Raw genomic sequence first — 17,888 nt, 5'->3', positions numbered from 1 at the left:
ATTGGTCTGAAGAGCGTGACTGCGGGCTAAATCCGCGTAGCCACGCGTGCTGCCGTTCGGATGTCTTCGATGCGCACGCCGAGAGCGTTTAGGGTCTGGCGCATGTCGTTGAACACGGGCGCTGCGCCCTGGGGATCGGAGATGGTCAGCAGCGCGGTGAATGGAACGCCATCCTCGGGCATCTGCTCGCCGGCGCGCGTCACATAGCTGACGAACATGCGCCAGCTCGAAGACTTGCCGACACCCCGAGGCATCGTCTTGGCAAAGGCCTTGACAGGGCTCCACTTGAGACCGTGCTCGATCCGCTCGGCTTCGAAGGCAGCGCCCTCGTTGTTCTTCGGCAGGTACACAGGGTCAAGTCGGCCCTTCCAGCGTGGTTTCCCCTCAGCGTCGAAATCCTCTTGTTGCAGCGATGCATCGACATTCACCCGGACGAATTCTGAGCCAAAGCGCGTATCGAGAGGTGGCGTCGAAACGAGTGTGAGCTTCGCGCTGCCTCGGCATTTCCCTTCTGGGGTGACAAGCGAGGGGGGCCACGCAAACTGGAACTCGATCTGTTGGTTGGGGCGGATGCGCGAGGCGAAGACCAGAGTAATCTGATGATCGTTCCCTTCGAGGATCTCGCGGGCAGACGGCGGCATCCCGAAGCCAGCGAGATCGCGTGCGACTGCTGCTAGGCTTTTGCCCGCAAGTACCCCGGGCAGGCGGGCGTGGTGCAGCAAGAGGCCAATCAGCGTCTCTCGTGAAACCTCACCCTCAATGCTGTGGTCGAGCACGGCGGCAGTTTTGGCTCCCAGGGGTGATGCATAGCTCGTTCCGCAACCGTCACAGACATCGCCGTTGGGTTTCACGGACGAAAGGCCATGACCGAGTGGGCTTTGCGGTGAGCCGGAGCCACCAATATGGGCGAGATCCGGCTTGACCCCCGCACGCAAGCCTGGCCCGCGGCGTGAGTAGCGCGCGGGTGCATGCGGCACGACGTTCGAGAGCCCCGGCGGATTCAATGCCGCGACAGATACGTTCCGGACGCTCTCGGCAGGCATCAGCATGCCGTCGTTGCGTGCCGAGGCGAGAGCGACGAGCGCTTGCGTCTCATCCTGATGCCATTCCGGTCGTAGGGATTGAGGAGCTGTATTGCCGGCCGAGATGAAGAAAATGGCGTTGTGAGCGTCCGCAAGGTCATCGAGCCGTTTGGCGTAGCCGCTGTACCGGTCAGGCTCAGCAGGGTGCTGAATGTTCAAACTCATGTTGAACACTCGCACATCGTGGCGCGCCTTTGCGTCGGCTACAGCGTAGCCGATCTCATCGAAGAACTGCGGAAGCCCGTCGGGATAGTAGCTGGTGAAGGCAGCTGGATTGTCCTCCGTCGGGAACACCGCGATGTCGACGAGTTCGGCACCGTCTGGCTCCGGGCAGATCTCAGGACCATTCAATGTGTCACCTCCGACCGCCAGGCCGCCGATGAAGGTGCCGTGGTCCGCATCGATATCGACGTCGTTCAGAATGTCCCAGCGGTCGATCACCCAATCGGACAGCGACGCCCCAATCCCGCCGTCGATGATGCCGAGCTTCGGGTAGGTGCGGCTCGTACTCCGCTGCGGAAGAGACGCCTGCTGAGAACCAGAGTGACCGACGCCCGCTGAAGAACGGGCGGAAAGGCGTCCTCCGACGGTTGTGCGGGTCACAATGGGCGGCAGTTCGACCCGACGCACCAGAGGATGGTGATCAAGGAACGAGAGTAGGCGACGATGGCGCTTCAGATCCGCGTCGAAGGGGGCCAACTCACGGGTTCGCTTACGGTCTGCGGATGGCGAGATCGTGAGCTGCACCATCGGCGGCTCGGCAGAGCGTGCTAGGCGCAGGGCCAGTTGAGGCTGGTCCTTCTCTCCAGTCTGGAGGCGCTGAACGGCCAGCCCCTGCCCGATGGCGGCCAGCCCATCAAGGAAGCTGGCATAGAGCCGCTGCCGGTCTGCCCCCACAGCATCCCAGCGGCCTCGCGCCGGAGGGACCTCGAACATCTCCACCTGGTAGCTGCTGCCGGTCATCGGGTTGGCCAGCCAGTTCAGGGCCTCCTCGACGGAGAACTTCCGCCGGTCGTTCGGTCCGTAAAGCTCGATCCGATCGATAGCCCCAGCTTCGCTCTTCGCAGCCGAGGGGTTAGGTATCTCGCGCCCCGAGTTTTCGTCGACCTTGAGGCGCGTGGTCTCCTCAGCCTTGGCGATCTCACGCGCGACGGCGCTCAAGACGGCCGGCTGGGCCTCGAAGTACATCTCACCGATATCGCCGCCGCCCACCAGGGGGATGCGGTCGGGATGGAAGATCGCGCGAAGCGGCCGATGGCTCTTGGCCCAGGCCTCGCGTCTCAGGAAGACCTTGATGAAGCCGATGTTGCCGTTTGGTTGGGCGGCCAGTACCTCGCCAACCGCGCTCAACTGATTGATCAGCGACTGTTTATGGGCGCGGAACACAGCGTCGCGGCCGGCAAAGAAATCCTTCTTCGGGCCACCACCGCCCACGTCGCGGCTCTCGTCGAAATTGTCGGTGTTCAGGATGATCTGGATCGGGCCGACCATGGTAGAGACCTTCCAGCGGTCCGGAAGGTGTACCGGCCGCCACAGTGCAACGATTTCATCATATCGTGCACCACATTAGGTTTACAACGCAACGATTTTGTGTGAAAGAACATTCGTAGAACGTACCTGCGCAACGGTGCCGCAATTTGGAACACTTTCCGATCATCCAGGCCTTGTGCCGGGCTGCGCTTTCGCAGCCAACGCCTGCAATTCGCAAGCAAGTCGAAAGGCTCCGAGACGCCGTTTCGCGGGACGGCGATACAAAATCTTCGGGTGTTCTTTCCGGCTTGCTCACGGCCGCCGAGCGTACTGTCGAGCTTAGCCCAAGCCGGATCGCTCAGTCGCGAGCTCAAGTCCCGGGAGAAACGCTGACGCGCAATACACCTGTCCCGGTTGACCGCGAAACGGCCGCTGCGCTGGCGGAGATTGTGTTTCCTCCAGAAGTAAGTTCTCAGCCTCCAATCTTCGACGAAGCAATCGAGGTTGCTGTTCAGTCCATTATAGAAGAATGGAATAATCTTTCCGTTCTGGAAGAAAATGGAATGCAGCCATCGAGGAGCTGTCTGATCTATGGGGCCCCAGGCACAGGAAAGACACGCCTGGCTATGTGGATAGCATCCCAGACAGACCTTCCAGTCATCCTTGTAAGAATTGATGGTTTGATTTCGTCGTTTCTTGGGACCACAGCGAGGAACATAGGAAATCTTTTTGCTTTTGCGAACAAGTATCGGTGCGTACTTCTACTTGACGAGTTTGATGCGGTAGCAAAACTGCGAGATGATCCTCAAGAAGTTGGCGAAATCAAACGGGTCGTCAATGCATTGCTGCAGAACCTCGACTCGCGACGGGACGTGGGCATCACGATCGGCATTACTAATCATCCGAGACTGCTTGATCCTGCTGTCTGGCGCCGCTTTGAAGTTCAGCTAGAGATACCTCGGCCAAAATTTGATGTTCGTGTACAAATTGCAAATAATTTTATAGCTCCATTCAAGGTGCCCGAAGCCCATTTAAAGCTGATAGCTTGGTTTACAGAAGGAGCCACTGGTGCTGAAATCGAATCAATAATTCGGACTTATAAACGATCACTGCTCTCGAAGGCAGATGAGCCTATCAAATTACTTGATACAATCAGAAAATTCGCCACGCTCAATAGTGCACGCCTTGATCCCAAGCGGCGCGAGTTGTTATTTTCTGATGCGGCACAACTATTTAGGATAATGCATCAAGATGAGCAGCTATGCCTTTCCTATGAAGAAATTGGCGGCATCGCCGGAAAGGACAAGTCGACGATCAGTCGGACAGTCGGCAAGAAATCTGAGTAGTATTTTGGCTCGACGAGGGTTTATGCCTCACCCGTAGGGTTCCCTGAGCAGGTCGCCCGCGCCCGGCACCGGAACAGGGGGAACCACTGGCGCCGTTTATGTTTGGGCCGGCCATGGTTCATGTGGCATGCCTCGCCAGAAGGCTGCGAAGTTGACTGGCACAAGGGACGGGCGGGAACCGGACAGGTAGGGCGGGGCCCCGGCACGCAGAGCCCCGCCCGTTCCGCTCCGTCAGACCGGCGTCACCGGGAGCCATCCCTTCAGCCTGCGGACGATCCGGCACAGGAGGTCCGCCTCCGTTCCCATCCATCCGGTGCAGGGGGCCGCGTCGGGCCCGTAGGCGACGAACCAGAAGTGGCCGCCGCCGAGGTGGTAGAGGCGGCCAAGCGGATGGAGCCACCCGTCCGGGTCCTCCGTCTGCCAGTCGCGGTCTCCGTTGTTGAGGCGCAGGCTGACGATGATGTGGCCGTGCGCGTCCTTGGGTAGTGCTGTAGTTGCCATGGGAGCTCCTTTTGTTTTGGCTACTATATACAGTATACCCACCCCTGAGCCCGGCCAGTATATTTACCTGCTACTTGCGGCGACATTCGCCCTGACACCATGAAGACGCCAGCCAAGCTCTCCTGTCCTGCCCGTACGGCCTCTTGATCGGGGGTCGTAGGCCGGCCGACGCTGATCCCCGCAACGGCTGCGCCGTCGTCCACTGCCGTTCCCGCCTTCGGTGCGCGTCGCGCCGGCCGGCCCCCAGGCCCCCACGAGGCCGCACCGGGCGGCTCGACGGGAGAGCACCATGGCCTTCGACGTCCACCAGGCGGTTACGGATCGGATCATCGCAGCGCTGGAGAACGACGCCTCCGAAACCTGGACCTGTCCCTGGCACCGAACCGGGGGCGCCCTGCCCCGCAACGCCGTCACCGGTAAGGCGTATCGCGGGATCAACGTCCTCTCTCTCTGGGTCGGAGCGCAGGCAGCCGGGTACACCGACGATCGCTGGGCCACGTACAAGCAATGGGCCGAGATGGGAGCCCAGGTCCGGAAGGGCGAGCGCAGCACCCTCGTGGTCTTCTTCAAGGACCTGTCACCTGGCGAGGCCGATGCGGATGAGCGCCCGCGCTTCGTGGCGCGCGGGTCCTACGCCTTCAACGCGGCTCAGGTCGACGGCGCCCCTGGGCTCGATGGTTCGGAGCCGGCGAGCGCTTGGCACCTGCCGGAGAGCTTCGACCGCTTCGTCGCCGACACGGGCGCGGAGGTGTTGCACGGTGGGGATGCCGCCTTCTACCAGCCGACCGCCGACCGAATCGTGATGCCCCCACGGGAGCGCTTCCACACCGCCCATGGCTACGCGTCGACGATGTGCCACGAGTTGACGCACTGGACCGGCGCACCGACCCGCCTCGCGCGGGATCTGTCTGGACGATTCCGGTCTCAGAGCTACGCCGCCGAGGAGCTCGTCGCCGAACTCGGGGCCGCCTTCCTGATGGCTGAGATGGGCCTCGCGCCCGAGCCGCACCCGACGCACGCCAGCTACATCGCCTCCTGGCTCAAGCTCCTGCGGGACGACAGCCGGGCCATTTTCACCGCGGCCGGCGCCGCATCGAAGGCAGCGCAGTACCTCGCGGACATGCGGGACTGACCCGAAGCAGCCGGGCCGTTCTACGGAGCGTCCCGGTACCGCCATGTGGTACCTAATTGCCGCGCCATTTGCAGTCTCGCCCAGGTAGCCGGCACCATGCCAGGGACCGCGCCTCTCGGCGACACCATTGGGCCCCTGGCCTCCGGAAACTTTCCGGACCTGAGGGTGCGAAACTTTCGCAGGCATTCGATCCAGGGAGGCGGTCACCAGGACGAGCTACGGAAGGGGTCTACAGAAAAGGCCTACGGAGAGGCGTACAGAAAGGGCTCACGGGAACCCGTTGTCGAACTGTTGACTTGTACGGGATATGCCGTACAGAGTTCGCCCACCCAAGGAGGGGTGTCCCGATGCTCGCTTACTGTGACGACGTGTGCGCACCAGCGCCTCGCTCCGAGCGCATGGAGCAGCGCACAACGGTCGAGGCGAAGACCCTGATCGAGCGCGCCGCCCGCGCTCTCGGTATCAACGCCTCGGAGTTCGTGACCGTCATGGCCACGCGCGCCGCCCGAGACACGCTTCAGTGCTACGAGCGCACCGCGCTCCAGCCCGAGGCGCACAAGGCTTTCATGGCCGCTTTCGATGCGACCGAGCCCACACCCGCGCTTCTCGACTTGATGAGCCTTCACGCCGAGGTTACTCAAGCCGCATGATCGATCGCGCCCTCCTGGGGCGCCTGCGGATAGAGCCGCTCGACCGGAAGAAACACGGTCGGGCGGCTTTCTCGTCTGGGGTGGCCCGGGTCGACAACTTCCTGCGGACGAATGCAGCCGGGCTCCAGGATACGGACTCGACGCGATGCGTCGTGGCCTGCCTCGACCCGGCAGTTGGTCAGGCCGAGGCCGAGATCGTCGGCTTCTACGCCCTGAACAACCACGCCATTGACACCGCGACCCTGCCGGAGCCCCTCCAGAAGAAGGTGGGGAAGTATCCGACCGTCCCTGCGGTCTACCTCTCAGTCGTGGGCGTGCACCAGGACTACCAGGGGAACGGCATCGGTAGCTTCCTCATGAGCCACGCGCTCCGACGTTGCGTCGCCATCGCCGACCTGTCCGGGTCCGCCTTCGTGGTGCTCGACGCCCTGAACGAGGACGCTGCCCGCCTGTACCGGCGCCTCGGGTTCGTCGACTTGCCAGGCCATGAGCCCCGCATGCTCATCAGCATGAAGGTGGTGCGGGCGGCGGTCACCCGGACCGCGCCACAGGCAGCCCGGAGCGCTTAACCGGCCGCTCGCGGCCTACGACCGAAGGATCAGTCATGGCCGAGGGAACGGACGAGGCGCCTCTGATGGAGGTCAGGATCCACACGGCGAGCCTTGGTCCGCTTTCCTGTCGCCGCGTCAAAGCGGGTGATTACGGGAAGGTGGCCAAACACCTCAGTGGCAGCCCCCTTCCAACGCAGCTCGACTATGCTCGCGCTCTCCTCTCTGAAACGGCGACGAAGGCAGATGGAACGTCGGTTCAGTATGCCGAGGCCTTGGCCGTGAGCGAGGACGAGCTAGAGCCCTTCGCCGATGGCGTCCTACGCATGCACAGCAGCCTGCGTGGCGACTGGACCCCAGGCCAACCGGCCATGCTGGCTTTGGCGGCAGGAATAGAGGGACGGTTGAAGTCGTTTTCTGTAGCTGGCGGCCTCGGCGGCCTGGCTGGAGCTGGCTCGATTGCCGCGATCCAGGAGCGCTTTCCAGGAGCGGCCTCGCGGTCTGCGGGCCTCTTTTCAGGCGGGGTGAAGGTCGGCACCGCGACGCCGATTGCCGAAGATTTGGCGGCTGTCACCGCTCGAATCCCGCGTCCCTCCGACACGGCACTTGAAATTGTTCAGGAGCGATTAGCCGCCTTCCGGGCCAAACTGTCGACGGACCGAGAGGCGGCCATGGTCTCGGTCTCTGCCCCCGGTGGGCCATGCTTCTTCGTTCAGAGCATCGAAGCCCTGAGCAAGGAGATGATCGCGCTGAAGGGCTCCGACGACGACGGTGGCCCGGTCGAAGTCGTGCAGCACCATTCTCAGTGCAATATCATGTTGGTGCCCGTCAGGAAGGTGGCCGCCAAGGGTCCGCTCGGCTTCACCGGGCAGTAAGGGCGCGGCGCTTTCACGGGGGTGGCACCGCAGGCGGGGCCGAGACCCAGAGCAACAAGTTGCAGACCTTGCGACCGCTCTCCTCGCGGATCTGACCCGAGTCCCGACAGCGTACGACGGCCACGCGTGCGTCGTTCCAGCTCATCAGGTCCAGCCATAGCCGAGCGGTTTCAGGACCGTGCCGGAAGGCCGCGCGGAGGCCGTCCTCCGTCGCTGTGATGTTCGCCCGAGCGGATCGATCGCCGGCCCACCAACCGCCACCCATGCCAAGCGCGAGGGCACCGGCAACGCCGAGGCCTACCAAGGCTGCCGTGCGCCGGTCCAGGGCGCGCACTCGGTGCGTCAGGGCCCGCTCCGCCGTGTCGGCCAGGACGGTGGAGAGGCTGCGCACCGTCTCGGCCTCGGTCGCCTGGCATTCAGCCCGGAAGCGGCTGGCCTCGGCCTCGGCGGTCTCGCGTCCCTCCGCGAGGACGATGCGTAGGGTGTCCACCGTTTCGGCTGTGGCCGCCACGAGCATGTCGTGACGCTCGTCCAGGTGCTCGATACCCCCCGCCAACCCCTCGACGAGGGGCGAGAGCGGGTCCCCCGGCTGAAGTCCGCTCGCGCGCGCCGACTCCCGTAGCGCGTCGGCCGCGTCGGTGGATCGGGCCTCGGGCGAGGCGCGTCGCGGGATCGGCGCGGCGCCGCGGCTCACGGGAGCCAATCCGCGACCGGGGCGAAGCTCGCCTCCATCCGACGGAGCCAGATCACGACTTGCTGCGCCTTCCAGGGGCCGAGCGCCCGCCCACCCGGCTGCCCGTATCCCTGCGTCGCGAGGAGGAACGGCAAACTCCCCTCTTCCAGGTCAGGGGCGCATTCCAGGCGCGGCATCGAGACGAGCCTCGCGCCCCGACCGACCGTGGCCGCGAAAATGGGCATCGTCTGCACCGTCTCGCTGAACGCTGCATGGGCGCTGCGCCCCGGAGCGATTGTGCCTTCGTTCAGCACCAGGATCGTTTTCGGGCTAGCGAGCAAACCACCCGCCTCGACGCTCTGAAGGTATGCCGCGTCGTCGATCGACGGGCCCAGCAGGTGCACGGGCACAACATCGACGCCCAGGCTCGTGAGCCAGGACAGCAGGTCCATTTCGCGGGCCAGGGCCTTCATGGTCAGGTCCCCGCCGCCGAGATCCAGGATGGTGTCGTGTCGGCCGGCGATCTGCGCCTCCACGAGGCCGGCGATCCAGCCCCGCACATCCGCGTCGTCGGCCGAGGGCGGGCTCACGGCATCGGGGAAGTACCGCGCGAGGGTCTGATTGGTCCGGTCGCCGTCGGCGATGACAGGCGTGCGGCCGGCATTCATGGCGCGGTCGATCATCCAGCGCGACACGAGGGTCTTCCCGCGCGATCCACGTCCCATCGGCAGGATCAGCCTGGGCCGGCTCTCGGGCGCGAGCGAGCGCTCGGGCGAGGGCTCGGGCGAGGGTTCGTCGAGGCGAGCAGCTTTGGTCTTCGTCATGATGGGAAATCCTCGTCGGGAGCCGGGCGCATCGGTACCGGCTGGTGCTGGCGGACGGGTTGAGACGGCAGGGGCACCCGGCTGGCCCCCATGCCGGCGAGGACGGCCGCGATGCGCTCGGTAGCCTCGTCCACGCCGTTGATCGAGGGGGCCGTCACGGGCGAAGCCGGGGGAGGCGCGGTGCGTGTGCTTGGCGGTGGCGGCGCGACCTGGCGCACGCCACGGACCAGCTCACCCGGGCGGGGTGCCGTACGCGCCTCAGCCTGACGCGCGGCCGCCACCGCCGTCCGGACCCGCCGCCATGTCCTCGACGCCGTGTCCCGGGTTAGACGCCGGCCATGGTCATCCGTGAGCCCGAGAGAGCCGAAAACAACGAGGGCCGCCGCCCACTCAATCCGGCCGGTACCGAGTTCGTGCACCAGCTCGTCGTGGTGGCGCGCCATCCACGGGCTGAGCCTCCGATCACCGGCTCGGGCCCGCGCGAAGGCGGAGGCAATTCCTGGATCCCGACGCGGCATCAGCGTTCGAGCCCCGACCGGAGGAGCAGGGCGGCACGGGGAGCCGGGTGGAGCCTCACGTGGAGAGGACCGGGACGTGTCGAAGGCCTTGTGGTCCCTACAGACCAAGGCACCCAAGGTGGGATGGAGGTACAATGCGAATCGTTGCCCGGCGCGCAGGCCGGGACAGGGGTTCGGGGGTCGGAACAGTGGCGGAGCGGGAAGCCTTCGGAGCGTTGGTGGCGGAGATGGCTGACCTTCGTGTGGAAGTCGCCGCGCTGGGCGCCGGCATGGGGCAGATGCTCGCGGGCCAGCAGGCGCAGACCGCCCTCCTCGACGCGCTCCTCGCCGCCGTGACCGACCTCGGCGCGGAAGGTGGCGGGGACGGTCTCGCCGAGGCACTGGGCCGGATCGCGGATAGCCTCGACGCCCAGGGCGACAGCCTGGACGGCATGCGGGCTGGCCTCGACGCGATCCCCGGCGCGGTGGCCGCTGCCGTCCATGCTGGTCGGTAGGAGGCGCAGTTGCTGACATACCGCGTCGGGAGCGCCGGGGGCCTGAGCGGGGCCCGCGCCATGGCGGCCCATCTCCTCGAAGCCACCCTTCCGCCTGAGATGGCCCAGGTTGCCGCTTACTATGCCCGTTCGCCCGGTGCCGCATCGGCGGGGCCCGAGGCCTTCACCGCGACCGTCCCTCGCATCCGCGAGGACCTCGACCCGCGCCTCGCCGCTCTGTTGAAGCTCGACCCGCATCAGGTTTTGGATGCCGATGCGATCGCGCATCTCCTCGCTGGCCGACGTGCCGATGGCGAGCCGGTCGATGGACGCGCGCAGCGGGAAGCGACCCCCTCCCTGTCGGCCGAGACGGGGCTCGCCGCCGACCGCCTGCCGACCGCCGAGGAAGTCGCGCAGGTCCTCGCCGGCCGACATGCCGGGACGGGCGGCCCCCTGCCAGCGGAGCGCGCCGCAGGCCTGCGGACCCGGCTGCTCCGGCTCCTCGGCGCCGGTGACGCCGAGCCGGACGCCGATGTCGTGGCGGCGGTCGCCCAGGGTCGCCGCGCCGATGGCGGGCCCCTGCGCCCCACTGCCATCCTCGACGGGCTGACCGCCAGCAAGGCTCCGGTTCGGTTCGTCGACCTGTGCTTCTCGGCCGACAAGAGCTTCTCGATCGCGTGGGCCTTCGCCGAGACGGAAGCCGAACGCGCCCTCCTCCACGCCATCCATCGGGATGCCGTGGCGGCGACGATGCGCACCATTGAGGGGACGCTCGGCCGGGCCCGGCGGGGCAAGGGAGGACGGGGCGGATACGAACCGGGCCGCTTGGCCTGGCTCGCGTTCGACCACCTGACATCGCGGCCGACGACGGAGATCTCGACCCACGATCCTGAAACCGGCGAAGCCTACACGCACCTCGCGACGGTGCGCGTGGCGGGGACGCCGCAGGTGCACAGCCACGTCTGCTGCCTCGCGCACGTCCTCACGGATTCGGGCCACATCGGCACCGTCGACCTCGCCCAGCTCCACGGCCAGGTTCACGTATGGGGGGCCCTCTATCAGGCCCGCGTTGCCACTGGCCTGCGCCGGATCGGCATCGACGCGAGGCTCGACCCCAAGACGGGCGCCGCCCGCATCGTCGCAGTGCCCGAGCGCGTGCGCGCCGCATTCAGCAAGCGCACGAACCAGGGTGAAGCCGCCGCCAGGGCCTATGCCCAGGATCAGGGCCTCGACTGGGATAGCCTCGATGCCGGCCGGCGCATCGGCTTGCTCAAGCAGGGCGTCCAGGGCGACAGGCGCGCCGCGAAAACCGACGATTGCGGTGATCTCGACGCATGGCGCCGGGAGGCCCAGGCCCTCGGATGGCGGCCAGGCCCCCTGTCCAACTTGGACAAGCCCATTCCCCTCCCCGGCCCTGGCGAGCGGGCGGAGATCGCCCGCGCCGCAGCGGCACCTCTCCTCGCGGAGGCTTTCAGGGGCGAGGCCGTCGTCGACGAAAGCGCGGCCAGGATCGCGGCGGCGCGTGGCCTGGTGGCCGCCGGCATCGAGGACGCGGAGGAGATCGACGACGTGACCCGCGCTCTCCTCGCGGGCGGCATCGAGGAGGATGGTATCCACACCCCGGTCATCACGCGGGAGGTGCGGGGCCCGCGCGGCGCGACTGCTGTTCGGCTCACGACGCGTGCCCATCTCGACCGCGAGACGCGCCTCGTGGCATTGGCGCGCGCGGCCGCCGAGGACCGCTCCGCTGCCCTCACAGCCGAGGAAATCGACGCTGGTACCGCTGCCGCAGGTCTCGATCTCACCGGCGCGCATGGTCAGGCGCAGGCTCGGGCCATGTACGTCCTGGGGTCCGGCGGCCGCGTCTCCAGCCTTACGGGCTCTGCCGGATCCGGAAAAACCTATCTGTTGCGTGGCCTGCAGTTCGCCTGGGCCGCGAAGGGACGGACGGTATTCGGCACCGCCGTCGCATGGAGACAGGCGCAGGCACTGGCCGATGCAGGAATCCCCGAGGAGCGGTGTCTCGCCCTCGCTGCCCTCATGGCCCGCGTACGCGCTGGAACGCTGAAGCTCGACGCGAACAGCGTGGTGGTGATCGACGAAACGAGCCTCGCCTCCGCAAAGGATGCACTTGCCCTTCTGGAACTGCGCGAAGCGGTTGGATGCACGCTTCTCGCCATCGGGGATGAGCGCCAGGGCCGAAGCGTAGAGGCGGGTGGCGTTGTTGGTCTCCTCGGTCGTGCCCTCAATGGCGAGGTGGCGGAGGTGACGTCGACTGTCCGTCAACGCTCCGCCCAGGAACGTGAACTCGCCGGTCTCGCCCGGGCCGGCCGGGCGGCCGATGTGCTCGACGCCCTCCGTGACCAGGGAAGGGCCCGCCTCGCCCCCGGCACCCTGACCGAGGCCGCCGAGGCCGTCGCGGACCTGTGGCAGGAACGGGTCGTGGCAACCGGCGAGGGCGCCGTCCTGGTCGTTGCACCGACGCGCGAGGACTGCCGGACCATTAGCCTCGCCATCCGCCGACGAAAGCGCGTGGCAGGACGCATCGGCCCTGACATCGCGGTACTGGATGCCACCGACCAGGCCGGAGACCTCTACACCCTGCCCATCGCCGTCGGTGATCGCGTCAGGCTCTACAGCAAGACGCACGCACGCGGCGCCGGTCGCGGACAGCTTGGGGTCAACGGTTCGCTGGTGGAGATCTGCGCCGTCGAGGCTGCCGGCCTTGTCCTGCGCACTTCGAGCGGGCGAGAGGGACTCGTCCCATGGACCGCGCTGCGCGACCGCGAGACCGGCCGCATCAAGTTGGGTCCCGGCGAGTGCCAGAGCCTCTCGGCTGCCCAGGGAGCCACCGCCGAGGAATGCATCCTTGCAATGCCACGAGGTTCCGAAGGTGTCGGCGCCGGAGCTTTTTACGTAGGGCTGACACGCCACCGGGCGACGTCTTGGCTGGTACTCGGCGAAGCCGGTGAACGCCGCGCCGTGGCCGCGCGCAGAAGTATCGGCGACGCACGCCCGATCCGTGCGGCGGACTTGTGGAGCCATGCCGCCGCCACCTTCAGCCGGCGCCCAGCAAGCGAGGGGGCCCTCGACCTCCTCGACCGTGCCGCTGGCATCCGGCATGCGGCCGAAGACGGATTCCGACGCGGCCTCGCGCGCCTGGAGGCCAGGACCGCGCGTGGGCTGGCACCGACCGTTCTGTCTGGTCAGGGTCGCCGGCAGCGTCTCGCCCTCGCGTTGGAGCCCCTTGCGGCACGTCTGGCCGCTCGGGCGCAACTCCTCGTCCAGGTTTCCGCAAAGGTGGCCGCCCTCGGCCGCACTCTCGTCCATGCCGCAGACATTGAGCTCACCGAGCCGAAGAGCCAGCCTCGCCCCGGTGGGAGACGAACGCCAGCATCGGCGCCACGGCGGTGAAGCCGTAGCGTCGATCCCGTCCAGGGTTGGGTTGGAAGCGCCCACCCTGCCGGCCTTCAGCGGCGCACGCTCAGCATGGAGATCGGCACGCCCGCATCCACATCATTGTCGGCATCGCACCACCGGATCCGGGCCCTGTTGCCGGGGACGAGCCCGACATCGATCACAAGCGGGTCCGGCCTCGTCGGGAGGGCCGCGCCGGCGGGGCCATACGCCACCATGGCGCCGTAGGCCGTGATCCGCAGCCGGCGGAGCGAGAGCGCCGAGAGGCTGCCAGACATCAGCTTGTCGATGTCGTCGAGGACGTCGAGCAGGACCCACTCCTCGGGCTTCTGTTCGCCGGTGCTCTCGTCGACGCGACGCAGGATGGCGTGCTGCAGCTCCTCGGCGACCGGGGAGACCGGCACTGCCTTGAGCAGCGTGCGGACTTCCTCTTGGAGGAGCGTGTCGGTCTGACCGACGGGGATGAAAGCGCTCTCCAGGGCGGAGAACGCTGTCACGCCCGCGGAGTAGGCGGCGAACGTCTTCGGGTTGGGCGAGGCCTCCAGGGCCTTCAGGTGGGCGGTTGCGGCCTGGAAATCGGACCGCAGGAAGGGCGAGATGGGCATGGTGGGCCTCGGGGTGAAGCCGGGGTCGGCGACCGCGGTCCAGCAATGCTGCCACGATGAAAATCGGACCCTGGGCCGCGGGGCCAGAAATCGGACGCGCCTGCAAAAAAGTGGGATGGCCGGGAGCTTTCACGCTCCTGTGCAGCTGGAAAGTCGCACCGCGCGAGCCCGCACAGGCCATTCAATGGGCTGAAACCGGCCTTCGGAGACCCTGCTCGCGCGAATCGGGGGGTCCGCTACGGTTCGGGAGCCGTTTCCCGGTTCGCGCAGCTAACCGCCTTGGACGAGAAGGTGCGGTTCGTCCGACAGGGTGTCGGGGTTTAGAGCGATCCGGGTTCCGTCCCGTCTGGTGCTGTTCCGCCCGTTCTGGACAGCCGCCCCTTCCCTTGTTCGTCACCGACAAGCTTGCTGCCATCATTTTCTTTGGTTGTCGGTCAACGAGCGTCACATCGGCGGTTCAGCGTCGGTGCGAACCGCCATCAGTACCGAAACGGCTGTGCCGGGGCGGTGAACCTGCTTTCTCGGAAGCACTGCGAGGCTCCCGATAGCTTCGGTTTTCCCCAAAATTAACAGACCCGTATCCGTGGGATGAATTGATCTGCATCCTATCCTTTGCGGCTGGGAGCCCGCCTCGGTGCAATCATGCCGGGTTCCGCGCCGGCCGCGACGCATCCAGGATTGCCAGTCCCGATTGATGATGCGCACGAGGTTGGGCGAGTTCTTTCGACCCTGATGGCGGCGCTCCTCGACCGTCAGCAGTCCATCCCCCTCCGCGAGGCGGATGGCCCCCTGCGCCAGACGGCGGCAGACCCCGGCGCGCGCGGCGATGGCGTCGATGCATAGGCCACACACGTCTTTCGCCGAGACCTCGTCGGCCACGATGCGTAGGACAGCAATTTGACCCGTGGTGAAGCGCGTGGCCAGGGCCGGTGGCAACGGACTCGATGCGGCCAGTAGGCGGCGGCGGTCGCGTGAGGCACGGCGATCCGGGGTGACTTGGTTCCGGCGCGGAGGGAACAGACTCACGCGAGGCGAGGGGAGGCCAGGGATAGGCAAAGGCCTAATCCCATCACGGATCGCGTTGCGGCGACCGTGCAGCCGTTCGGCCAAAGTCTGGGCCTCTCCGTCACTCAAGGCGCCCGCACCGTGTCCTTGCCAGAGCTGGCGACCCAGTTCGTCCATCTGCGCGAACGTACGCGCGCCCTCGATCGCGGCCTGCATGGCGGCGTGAAGCATCGTCCTCGGTCCCTGCTTGGGCCGCGGCAAAGCAGGGGGAGCAGTCAGAGCTGTCCCCGTCAAAAGGCAAAGCGCCATCGTCTCGGGAGGCGATCCCGATTGACACCTGAGCGGTGTTATGATGTCTGGGGAATTGGAGTTGGGTCCCCCGGACCTCATCGATTTCGACGGCCTCACCCTTGCCGGGGTGGGGCCGTTGGCGTTTTGGGCTTAGGTCTTTCTCGCGGCGCTCATTCCTGATGGTGGTTGGCCCACGACTCGCTCCGAAGAGCGAGCGCAACCAGACATGCCATGTCGGCTGTCGCACAGGGTGAAGTCAACGCTTCGCGGTTGATGAAGCGCCTCGCTCCCGAGCCCGCAGCTTCGAAGACGGTTTGGAGTCGCCGCAGCCGTTCCTTCGCGGAAGCTCTTGCTAGGCAAGTCCGCGCGAGTCGATTTATGCGGCCTTCCCTCTGGAAGAGGTACGAATCAATGGAATGGAGCCAGTGTCAGTCCGGAAATCGCCTGATCGGATGCGGAAGTTCAGTAAAAGCAAGTAGCGCCCAGTGACTGAGCAAGGCTGACTCCATGAACAAGTGGGTCATGATTTCCAAAAAAACCTGTTAGCTTTCTAACAGGTTTCTAATGGGTTTCAGGAAGCTTTCCCGTTTGTACCTGCCGCTTCGTACGCGTCGAGGGCTCGTTCCAAGAGCTCGCCTAACACCAAGCGCTGCTCGTCGGCGAGCCGTGTAAACCTCTGGGCGGTCTCTTCCGTTACCTTGAGACTCAACTGCTTGTTACGGCCTGTGCGATAGCGTCGCTGTTCAACCTTAGGTGGTGCCGCTACCGTTTTCTCGCGCGGTGTTGGCTCACGGCTGGGAAAGCCTTGATCTTCGGATACAGCGCGGATGGCTTCCGAAGCGGGGTTTTCTTTCCGCGCTGACAAGGGCGTCGGCGCAAAGTCACCTAGGTCGAGTTTGCCAAGCGGATCGGTACGTCCAGGTTTAGGCTCGCTTGGCATTATGCAACCTGCTTAGTCTGGGCCCGGTCGTCACGCAGGCGTTGAACGATTTCTGCGGCGAATTCGGCGGCGTTGTTGATCGCTACTGCCATGTTGCTGATCCCCTTGCCTGCTAAGCCCTGCAGCGTGCCACCGTATGAGAACATCGCTCTATAAGCCTCCCGGTCGCAGAGGCGGGTCTTCAGGACAGGGATTGCACGCTCTTCGAAGCTCAGAAGAATGTGCTTGAGCGTATTCGGCATGATCGCTGGGTTCGTGCGCGTGACTAGTACGGTGTAGGGGATGTTCCGCCCTCCCCTTCTCTCTGTGCGTTTGATGAGGCCAATCTGGCGTGCTGCCTGTGAAGCATCGAACTGCGAGCCTTGAACTGGAATCACTACAAGGTCAGACATCGAAATTGCGTGGCTAACCATTAGACTTGCCACGCCCTCTAAGTCGACGATGACGAACGCGGCGGTGCTCGCGGCTTCGTCAATCTTGTCCATAATGGTTTCTTCCGTTGCACCCCCAACGATCCGAAGGGTTGGTGGAAGGCCCGGCAACTGGCTCCACTCCTGTACGAACTGATTAGGGTCAGCATCAATGATGGTGACGGTCGCACCTTGCTCGGCCAGCATGCTGCCGAGGATGCAAGCGGCCGTAGTTTTACCTGCGCCGCCCTTAGGCGATGAGAAGGTGATGACGGGCATGTGCTCCTCGCTGAAAGCTGTCTGGTTTCGGAAAGCCGTCGAAAAGCCCTTAGGTAATAGAAAGCTGCCAGCTTTCTCTTAACAGCCTGTTAAGCTAACCGCTATCGGAAGGAAATCAGAAAGCTGTCTGGAAGCCGTGAGGAAGCAGGAAGCCTCCAGAACCTTAATGGCTACCAGAAAGCTTTCTGGTTTTCGGAATGACGTTGACCTCTAGGGTGCCACGGGCGAGAGTAGAAAGCCGTCCGAGTTCTAACAGAAAGCCAAAAGCTTTCAGGAAGGCACTTAAAACTCTAGAGCAGCTTGTCCGAGCGTAATGCTGGAGTGGCCTAACACGAGCCGTGACATAGGAGCCTGACGGGGTGGACGGCCCTCGCTATGGCATCGCTGTGCCAGGATGAGGTCGTTGATCTCATCGACAGGAGGCGTCCATGGGACATGGTCAGCACCATCGGCCCAAATCTGGCGAAGTACGTCCTTCAGATCCACGGCATCGATCCGAGGGCAAGGTCCTCATGCGTCGGCTTGGACGACGCCTACATGGCCGGCTTGCTCAAGGGACAATTCGTTTCATGTGTTTGCCTCGGGATGTTTGGTACCAGCCTTGCCGGACTTCTTCTCCTCGAACAGACGCTCACATCCGGCCTTGGTCAGCGCGTCACGCTGCAGGTCGGGGTTCTGGTCGAGGTTCTGGTCGAGGGTGGAAACACGGGCATATCCAACGAGCATGTCGGCTTAGTGGATCAAGCGCGTTTATCTGGCAATAGAAATCCAGTCATATTTTCCCGACAAAAATAGGGCGGTTCGAGGCCGCTCGGACCTGATCCATCTCTAATGTCGTGAATACGATCG

General features: G+C 65.1%; 15 protein-coding genes and 1 pseudogene. 7 read left to right on the top strand and 9 right to left on the bottom strand.

Annotated features, from left to right (window positions below; genetic code table 11):
- Window positions 1-26: 26 nt before the first annotated feature.
- Window positions 27-2,573, bottom strand: a complete 2,547-nt coding sequence (locus RQI43_RS23520) for a S8 family peptidase (protein WP_311276775.1) — start codon at window positions 2,571-2,573, stop codon at window positions 27-29.
- A gap of 146 nt (window positions 2,574-2,719) precedes the next feature.
- Here RQI43_RS23520 and RQI43_RS23515 point away from each other — a divergent pair, with 146 nt between their 5' ends.
- Window positions 2,720-3,898: an ATP-binding protein gene (locus tag RQI43_RS23515; RefSeq protein WP_311276774.1), complete on the top strand. Its 1,179-nt coding sequence runs from the start codon at window positions 2,720-2,722 to the stop codon at window positions 3,896-3,898.
- Window positions 3,899-4,129: 231 nt separating this feature from the next.
- Here the strand turns inward: RQI43_RS23515 and RQI43_RS23510 are convergent, their stop codons facing one another.
- Complete coding sequence (locus RQI43_RS23510) at window positions 4,130-4,399, bottom strand: hypothetical protein (RefSeq protein ID WP_311276773.1); 270 nt, start codon at window positions 4,397-4,399, stop codon at window positions 4,130-4,132.
- A gap of 289 nt (window positions 4,400-4,688) precedes the next feature.
- Between RQI43_RS23510 and RQI43_RS23505 the strand changes: the two genes are divergently transcribed.
- From RQI43_RS23505 to RQI43_RS23490, 4 genes are all read left to right on the top strand, one after another.
- Window positions 4,689-5,531 carry a zincin-like metallopeptidase domain-containing protein gene (locus RQI43_RS23505; RefSeq protein WP_311276772.1) on the top strand — a complete coding sequence of 281 codons (843 nt, stop codon included), beginning with the start codon at window positions 4,689-4,691 and terminating at the stop codon, window positions 5,529-5,531.
- A 398-nt stretch (window positions 5,532-5,929) separates the two neighbouring features.
- Window positions 5,930-6,181, top strand: a complete 252-nt coding sequence (locus RQI43_RS23500; RefSeq protein WP_311276771.1) for a DUF1778 domain-containing protein — start codon at window positions 5,930-5,932, stop codon at window positions 6,179-6,181.
- On the top strand, window positions 6,178-6,750 hold the full coding sequence (locus RQI43_RS23495; protein WP_311276770.1) for a GNAT family N-acetyltransferase: 573 nt from the start codon (window positions 6,178-6,180) through the stop codon (window positions 6,748-6,750). The genes RQI43_RS23500 and RQI43_RS23495 overlap by 4 nt, the downstream gene beginning before the upstream one ends.
- Before the next feature lie 35 nt (window positions 6,751-6,785).
- On the top strand, window positions 6,786-7,604 hold the full coding sequence (locus RQI43_RS23490) for a hypothetical protein (protein WP_311276769.1): 819 nt from the start codon (window positions 6,786-6,788) through the stop codon (window positions 7,602-7,604).
- A 13-nt stretch (window positions 7,605-7,617) separates the two neighbouring features.
- On the opposite strand, the gene RQI43_RS23485 is transcribed toward RQI43_RS23490, so the two are convergent.
- Genes RQI43_RS23485 through RQI43_RS23475 form a run of 3 tightly spaced genes read right to left on the bottom strand, consistent with a single transcriptional unit; the run spans window position 7,618 to window position 9,544 of the window.
- Window positions 7,618-8,298, bottom strand: a complete 681-nt coding sequence (locus tag RQI43_RS23485; protein ID WP_311276768.1) for a hypothetical protein — start codon at window positions 8,296-8,298, stop codon at window positions 7,618-7,620.
- Window positions 8,295-9,101, bottom strand: a complete 807-nt coding sequence (locus RQI43_RS23480) for a hypothetical protein (RefSeq protein WP_311276767.1) — start codon at window positions 9,099-9,101, stop codon at window positions 8,295-8,297. Before RQI43_RS23480 ends, RQI43_RS23485 begins: the two co-directional genes overlap by 4 nt.
- Complete coding sequence (locus RQI43_RS23475; RefSeq protein ID WP_311276766.1) at window positions 9,098-9,544, bottom strand: hypothetical protein; 447 nt, start codon at window positions 9,542-9,544, stop codon at window positions 9,098-9,100. The genes RQI43_RS23480 and RQI43_RS23475 overlap by 4 nt, the downstream gene beginning before the upstream one ends.
- Window positions 9,545-9,846: 302 nt before the next feature.
- Here RQI43_RS23475 and RQI43_RS23470 point away from each other — a divergent pair, with 302 nt between their 5' ends.
- Both RQI43_RS23470 and mobF read left to right on the top strand, forming a co-directional pair.
- Window positions 9,847-10,113, top strand: coding sequence for a hypothetical protein (locus tag RQI43_RS23470; RefSeq protein ID WP_227440575.1), 267 nt, complete (start codon window positions 9,847-9,849; stop codon window positions 10,111-10,113).
- A gap of 9 nt (window positions 10,114-10,122) precedes the next feature.
- Window positions 10,123-13,506 (top strand): MobF family relaxase, encoded by a 3,384-nt coding sequence (gene mobF, locus RQI43_RS23465; protein WP_227440576.1) that lies wholly within the window; start codon window positions 10,123-10,125, stop codon window positions 13,504-13,506.
- 56 nt (window positions 13,507-13,562) lie between these two features.
- On the opposite strand, the gene RQI43_RS23460 is transcribed toward mobF, so the two are convergent.
- The 4 genes and pseudogenes from RQI43_RS23460 to RQI43_RS23445 form a co-directional block, all read right to left on the bottom strand.
- The gene (locus tag RQI43_RS23460; protein WP_227440578.1) at window positions 13,563-14,114 is read right to left on the bottom strand and encodes a hypothetical protein; all 552 of its coding nucleotides are present in this window, start codon (window positions 14,112-14,114) and stop codon (window positions 13,563-13,565) included.
- Window positions 14,115-14,558: 444 nt separating this feature from the next.
- Window positions 14,559-15,350 carry a hypothetical protein gene (locus tag RQI43_RS23455; RefSeq protein WP_227440580.1) on the bottom strand — a complete coding sequence of 264 codons (792 nt, stop codon included), beginning with the start codon at window positions 15,348-15,350 and terminating at the stop codon, window positions 14,559-14,561.
- Window positions 15,351-16,349: 999 nt separating this feature from the next.
- On the bottom strand, window positions 16,350-17,039 hold the full coding sequence (locus RQI43_RS23450) for a ParA family protein (RefSeq protein ID WP_227440582.1): 690 nt from the start codon (window positions 17,037-17,039) through the stop codon (window positions 16,350-16,352).
- 582 nt (window positions 17,040-17,621) lie between these two features.
- Window positions 17,622-17,765, bottom strand: a pseudogene (locus tag RQI43_RS23445) (recombinase family protein); the annotation flags it as partial.
- Window positions 17,766-17,888 lie beyond the last annotated feature (123 nt).

It is taken from the genome of Methylobacterium sp. WCS2018Hpa-22, assembly GCF_031843785.1.
In the GTDB taxonomy this organism is placed as follows: domain Bacteria; phylum Pseudomonadota; class Alphaproteobacteria; order Rhizobiales; family Beijerinckiaceae; genus Methylobacterium.
This window is presented reverse-complemented; position numbering and strand designations above follow the sequence as displayed.

Coding starts and splice junctions, on each gene's coding strand:
- RQI43_RS23470 (WP_227440575.1), top strand. CDS start 9,847: ATGGCTGACCTTCGTGTGGAAGTCGCCGCGCTGGGCGCCGGCATGGGG.
- RQI43_RS23450 (WP_227440582.1), bottom strand. CDS start 17,039: ATGCCCGTCATCACCTTCTCATCGCCTAAGGGCGGCGCAGGTAAAACT.
- RQI43_RS23475 (WP_311276766.1), bottom strand. CDS start 9,544: ATGGCGCGCCACCACGACGAGCTGGTGCACGAACTCGGTACCGGCCGG.
- RQI43_RS23495 (WP_311276770.1), top strand. CDS start 6,178: ATGATCGATCGCGCCCTCCTGGGGCGCCTGCGGATAGAGCCGCTCGAC.
- RQI43_RS23505 (WP_311276772.1), top strand. CDS start 4,689: ATGGCCTTCGACGTCCACCAGGCGGTTACGGATCGGATCATCGCAGCG.
- RQI43_RS23455 (WP_227440580.1), bottom strand. CDS start 15,350: ATGCTTCACGCCGCCATGCAGGCCGCGATCGAGGGCGCGCGTACGTTC.
- RQI43_RS23510 (WP_311276773.1), bottom strand. CDS start 4,399: ATGGCAACTACAGCACTACCCAAGGACGCGCACGGCCACATCATCGTC.
- RQI43_RS23460 (WP_227440578.1), bottom strand. CDS start 14,114: ATGCCCATCTCGCCCTTCCTGCGGTCCGATTTCCAGGCCGCAACCGCC.
- RQI43_RS23490 (WP_311276769.1), top strand. CDS start 6,786: ATGGCCGAGGGAACGGACGAGGCGCCTCTGATGGAGGTCAGGATCCAC.
- RQI43_RS23500 (WP_311276771.1), top strand. CDS start 5,930: ATGGAGCAGCGCACAACGGTCGAGGCGAAGACCCTGATCGAGCGCGCC.
- RQI43_RS23520 (WP_311276775.1), bottom strand. CDS start 2,573: ATGGTCGGCCCGATCCAGATCATCCTGAACACCGACAATTTCGACGAG.
- RQI43_RS23480 (WP_311276767.1), bottom strand. CDS start 9,101: ATGACGAAGACCAAAGCTGCTCGCCTCGACGAACCCTCGCCCGAGCCC.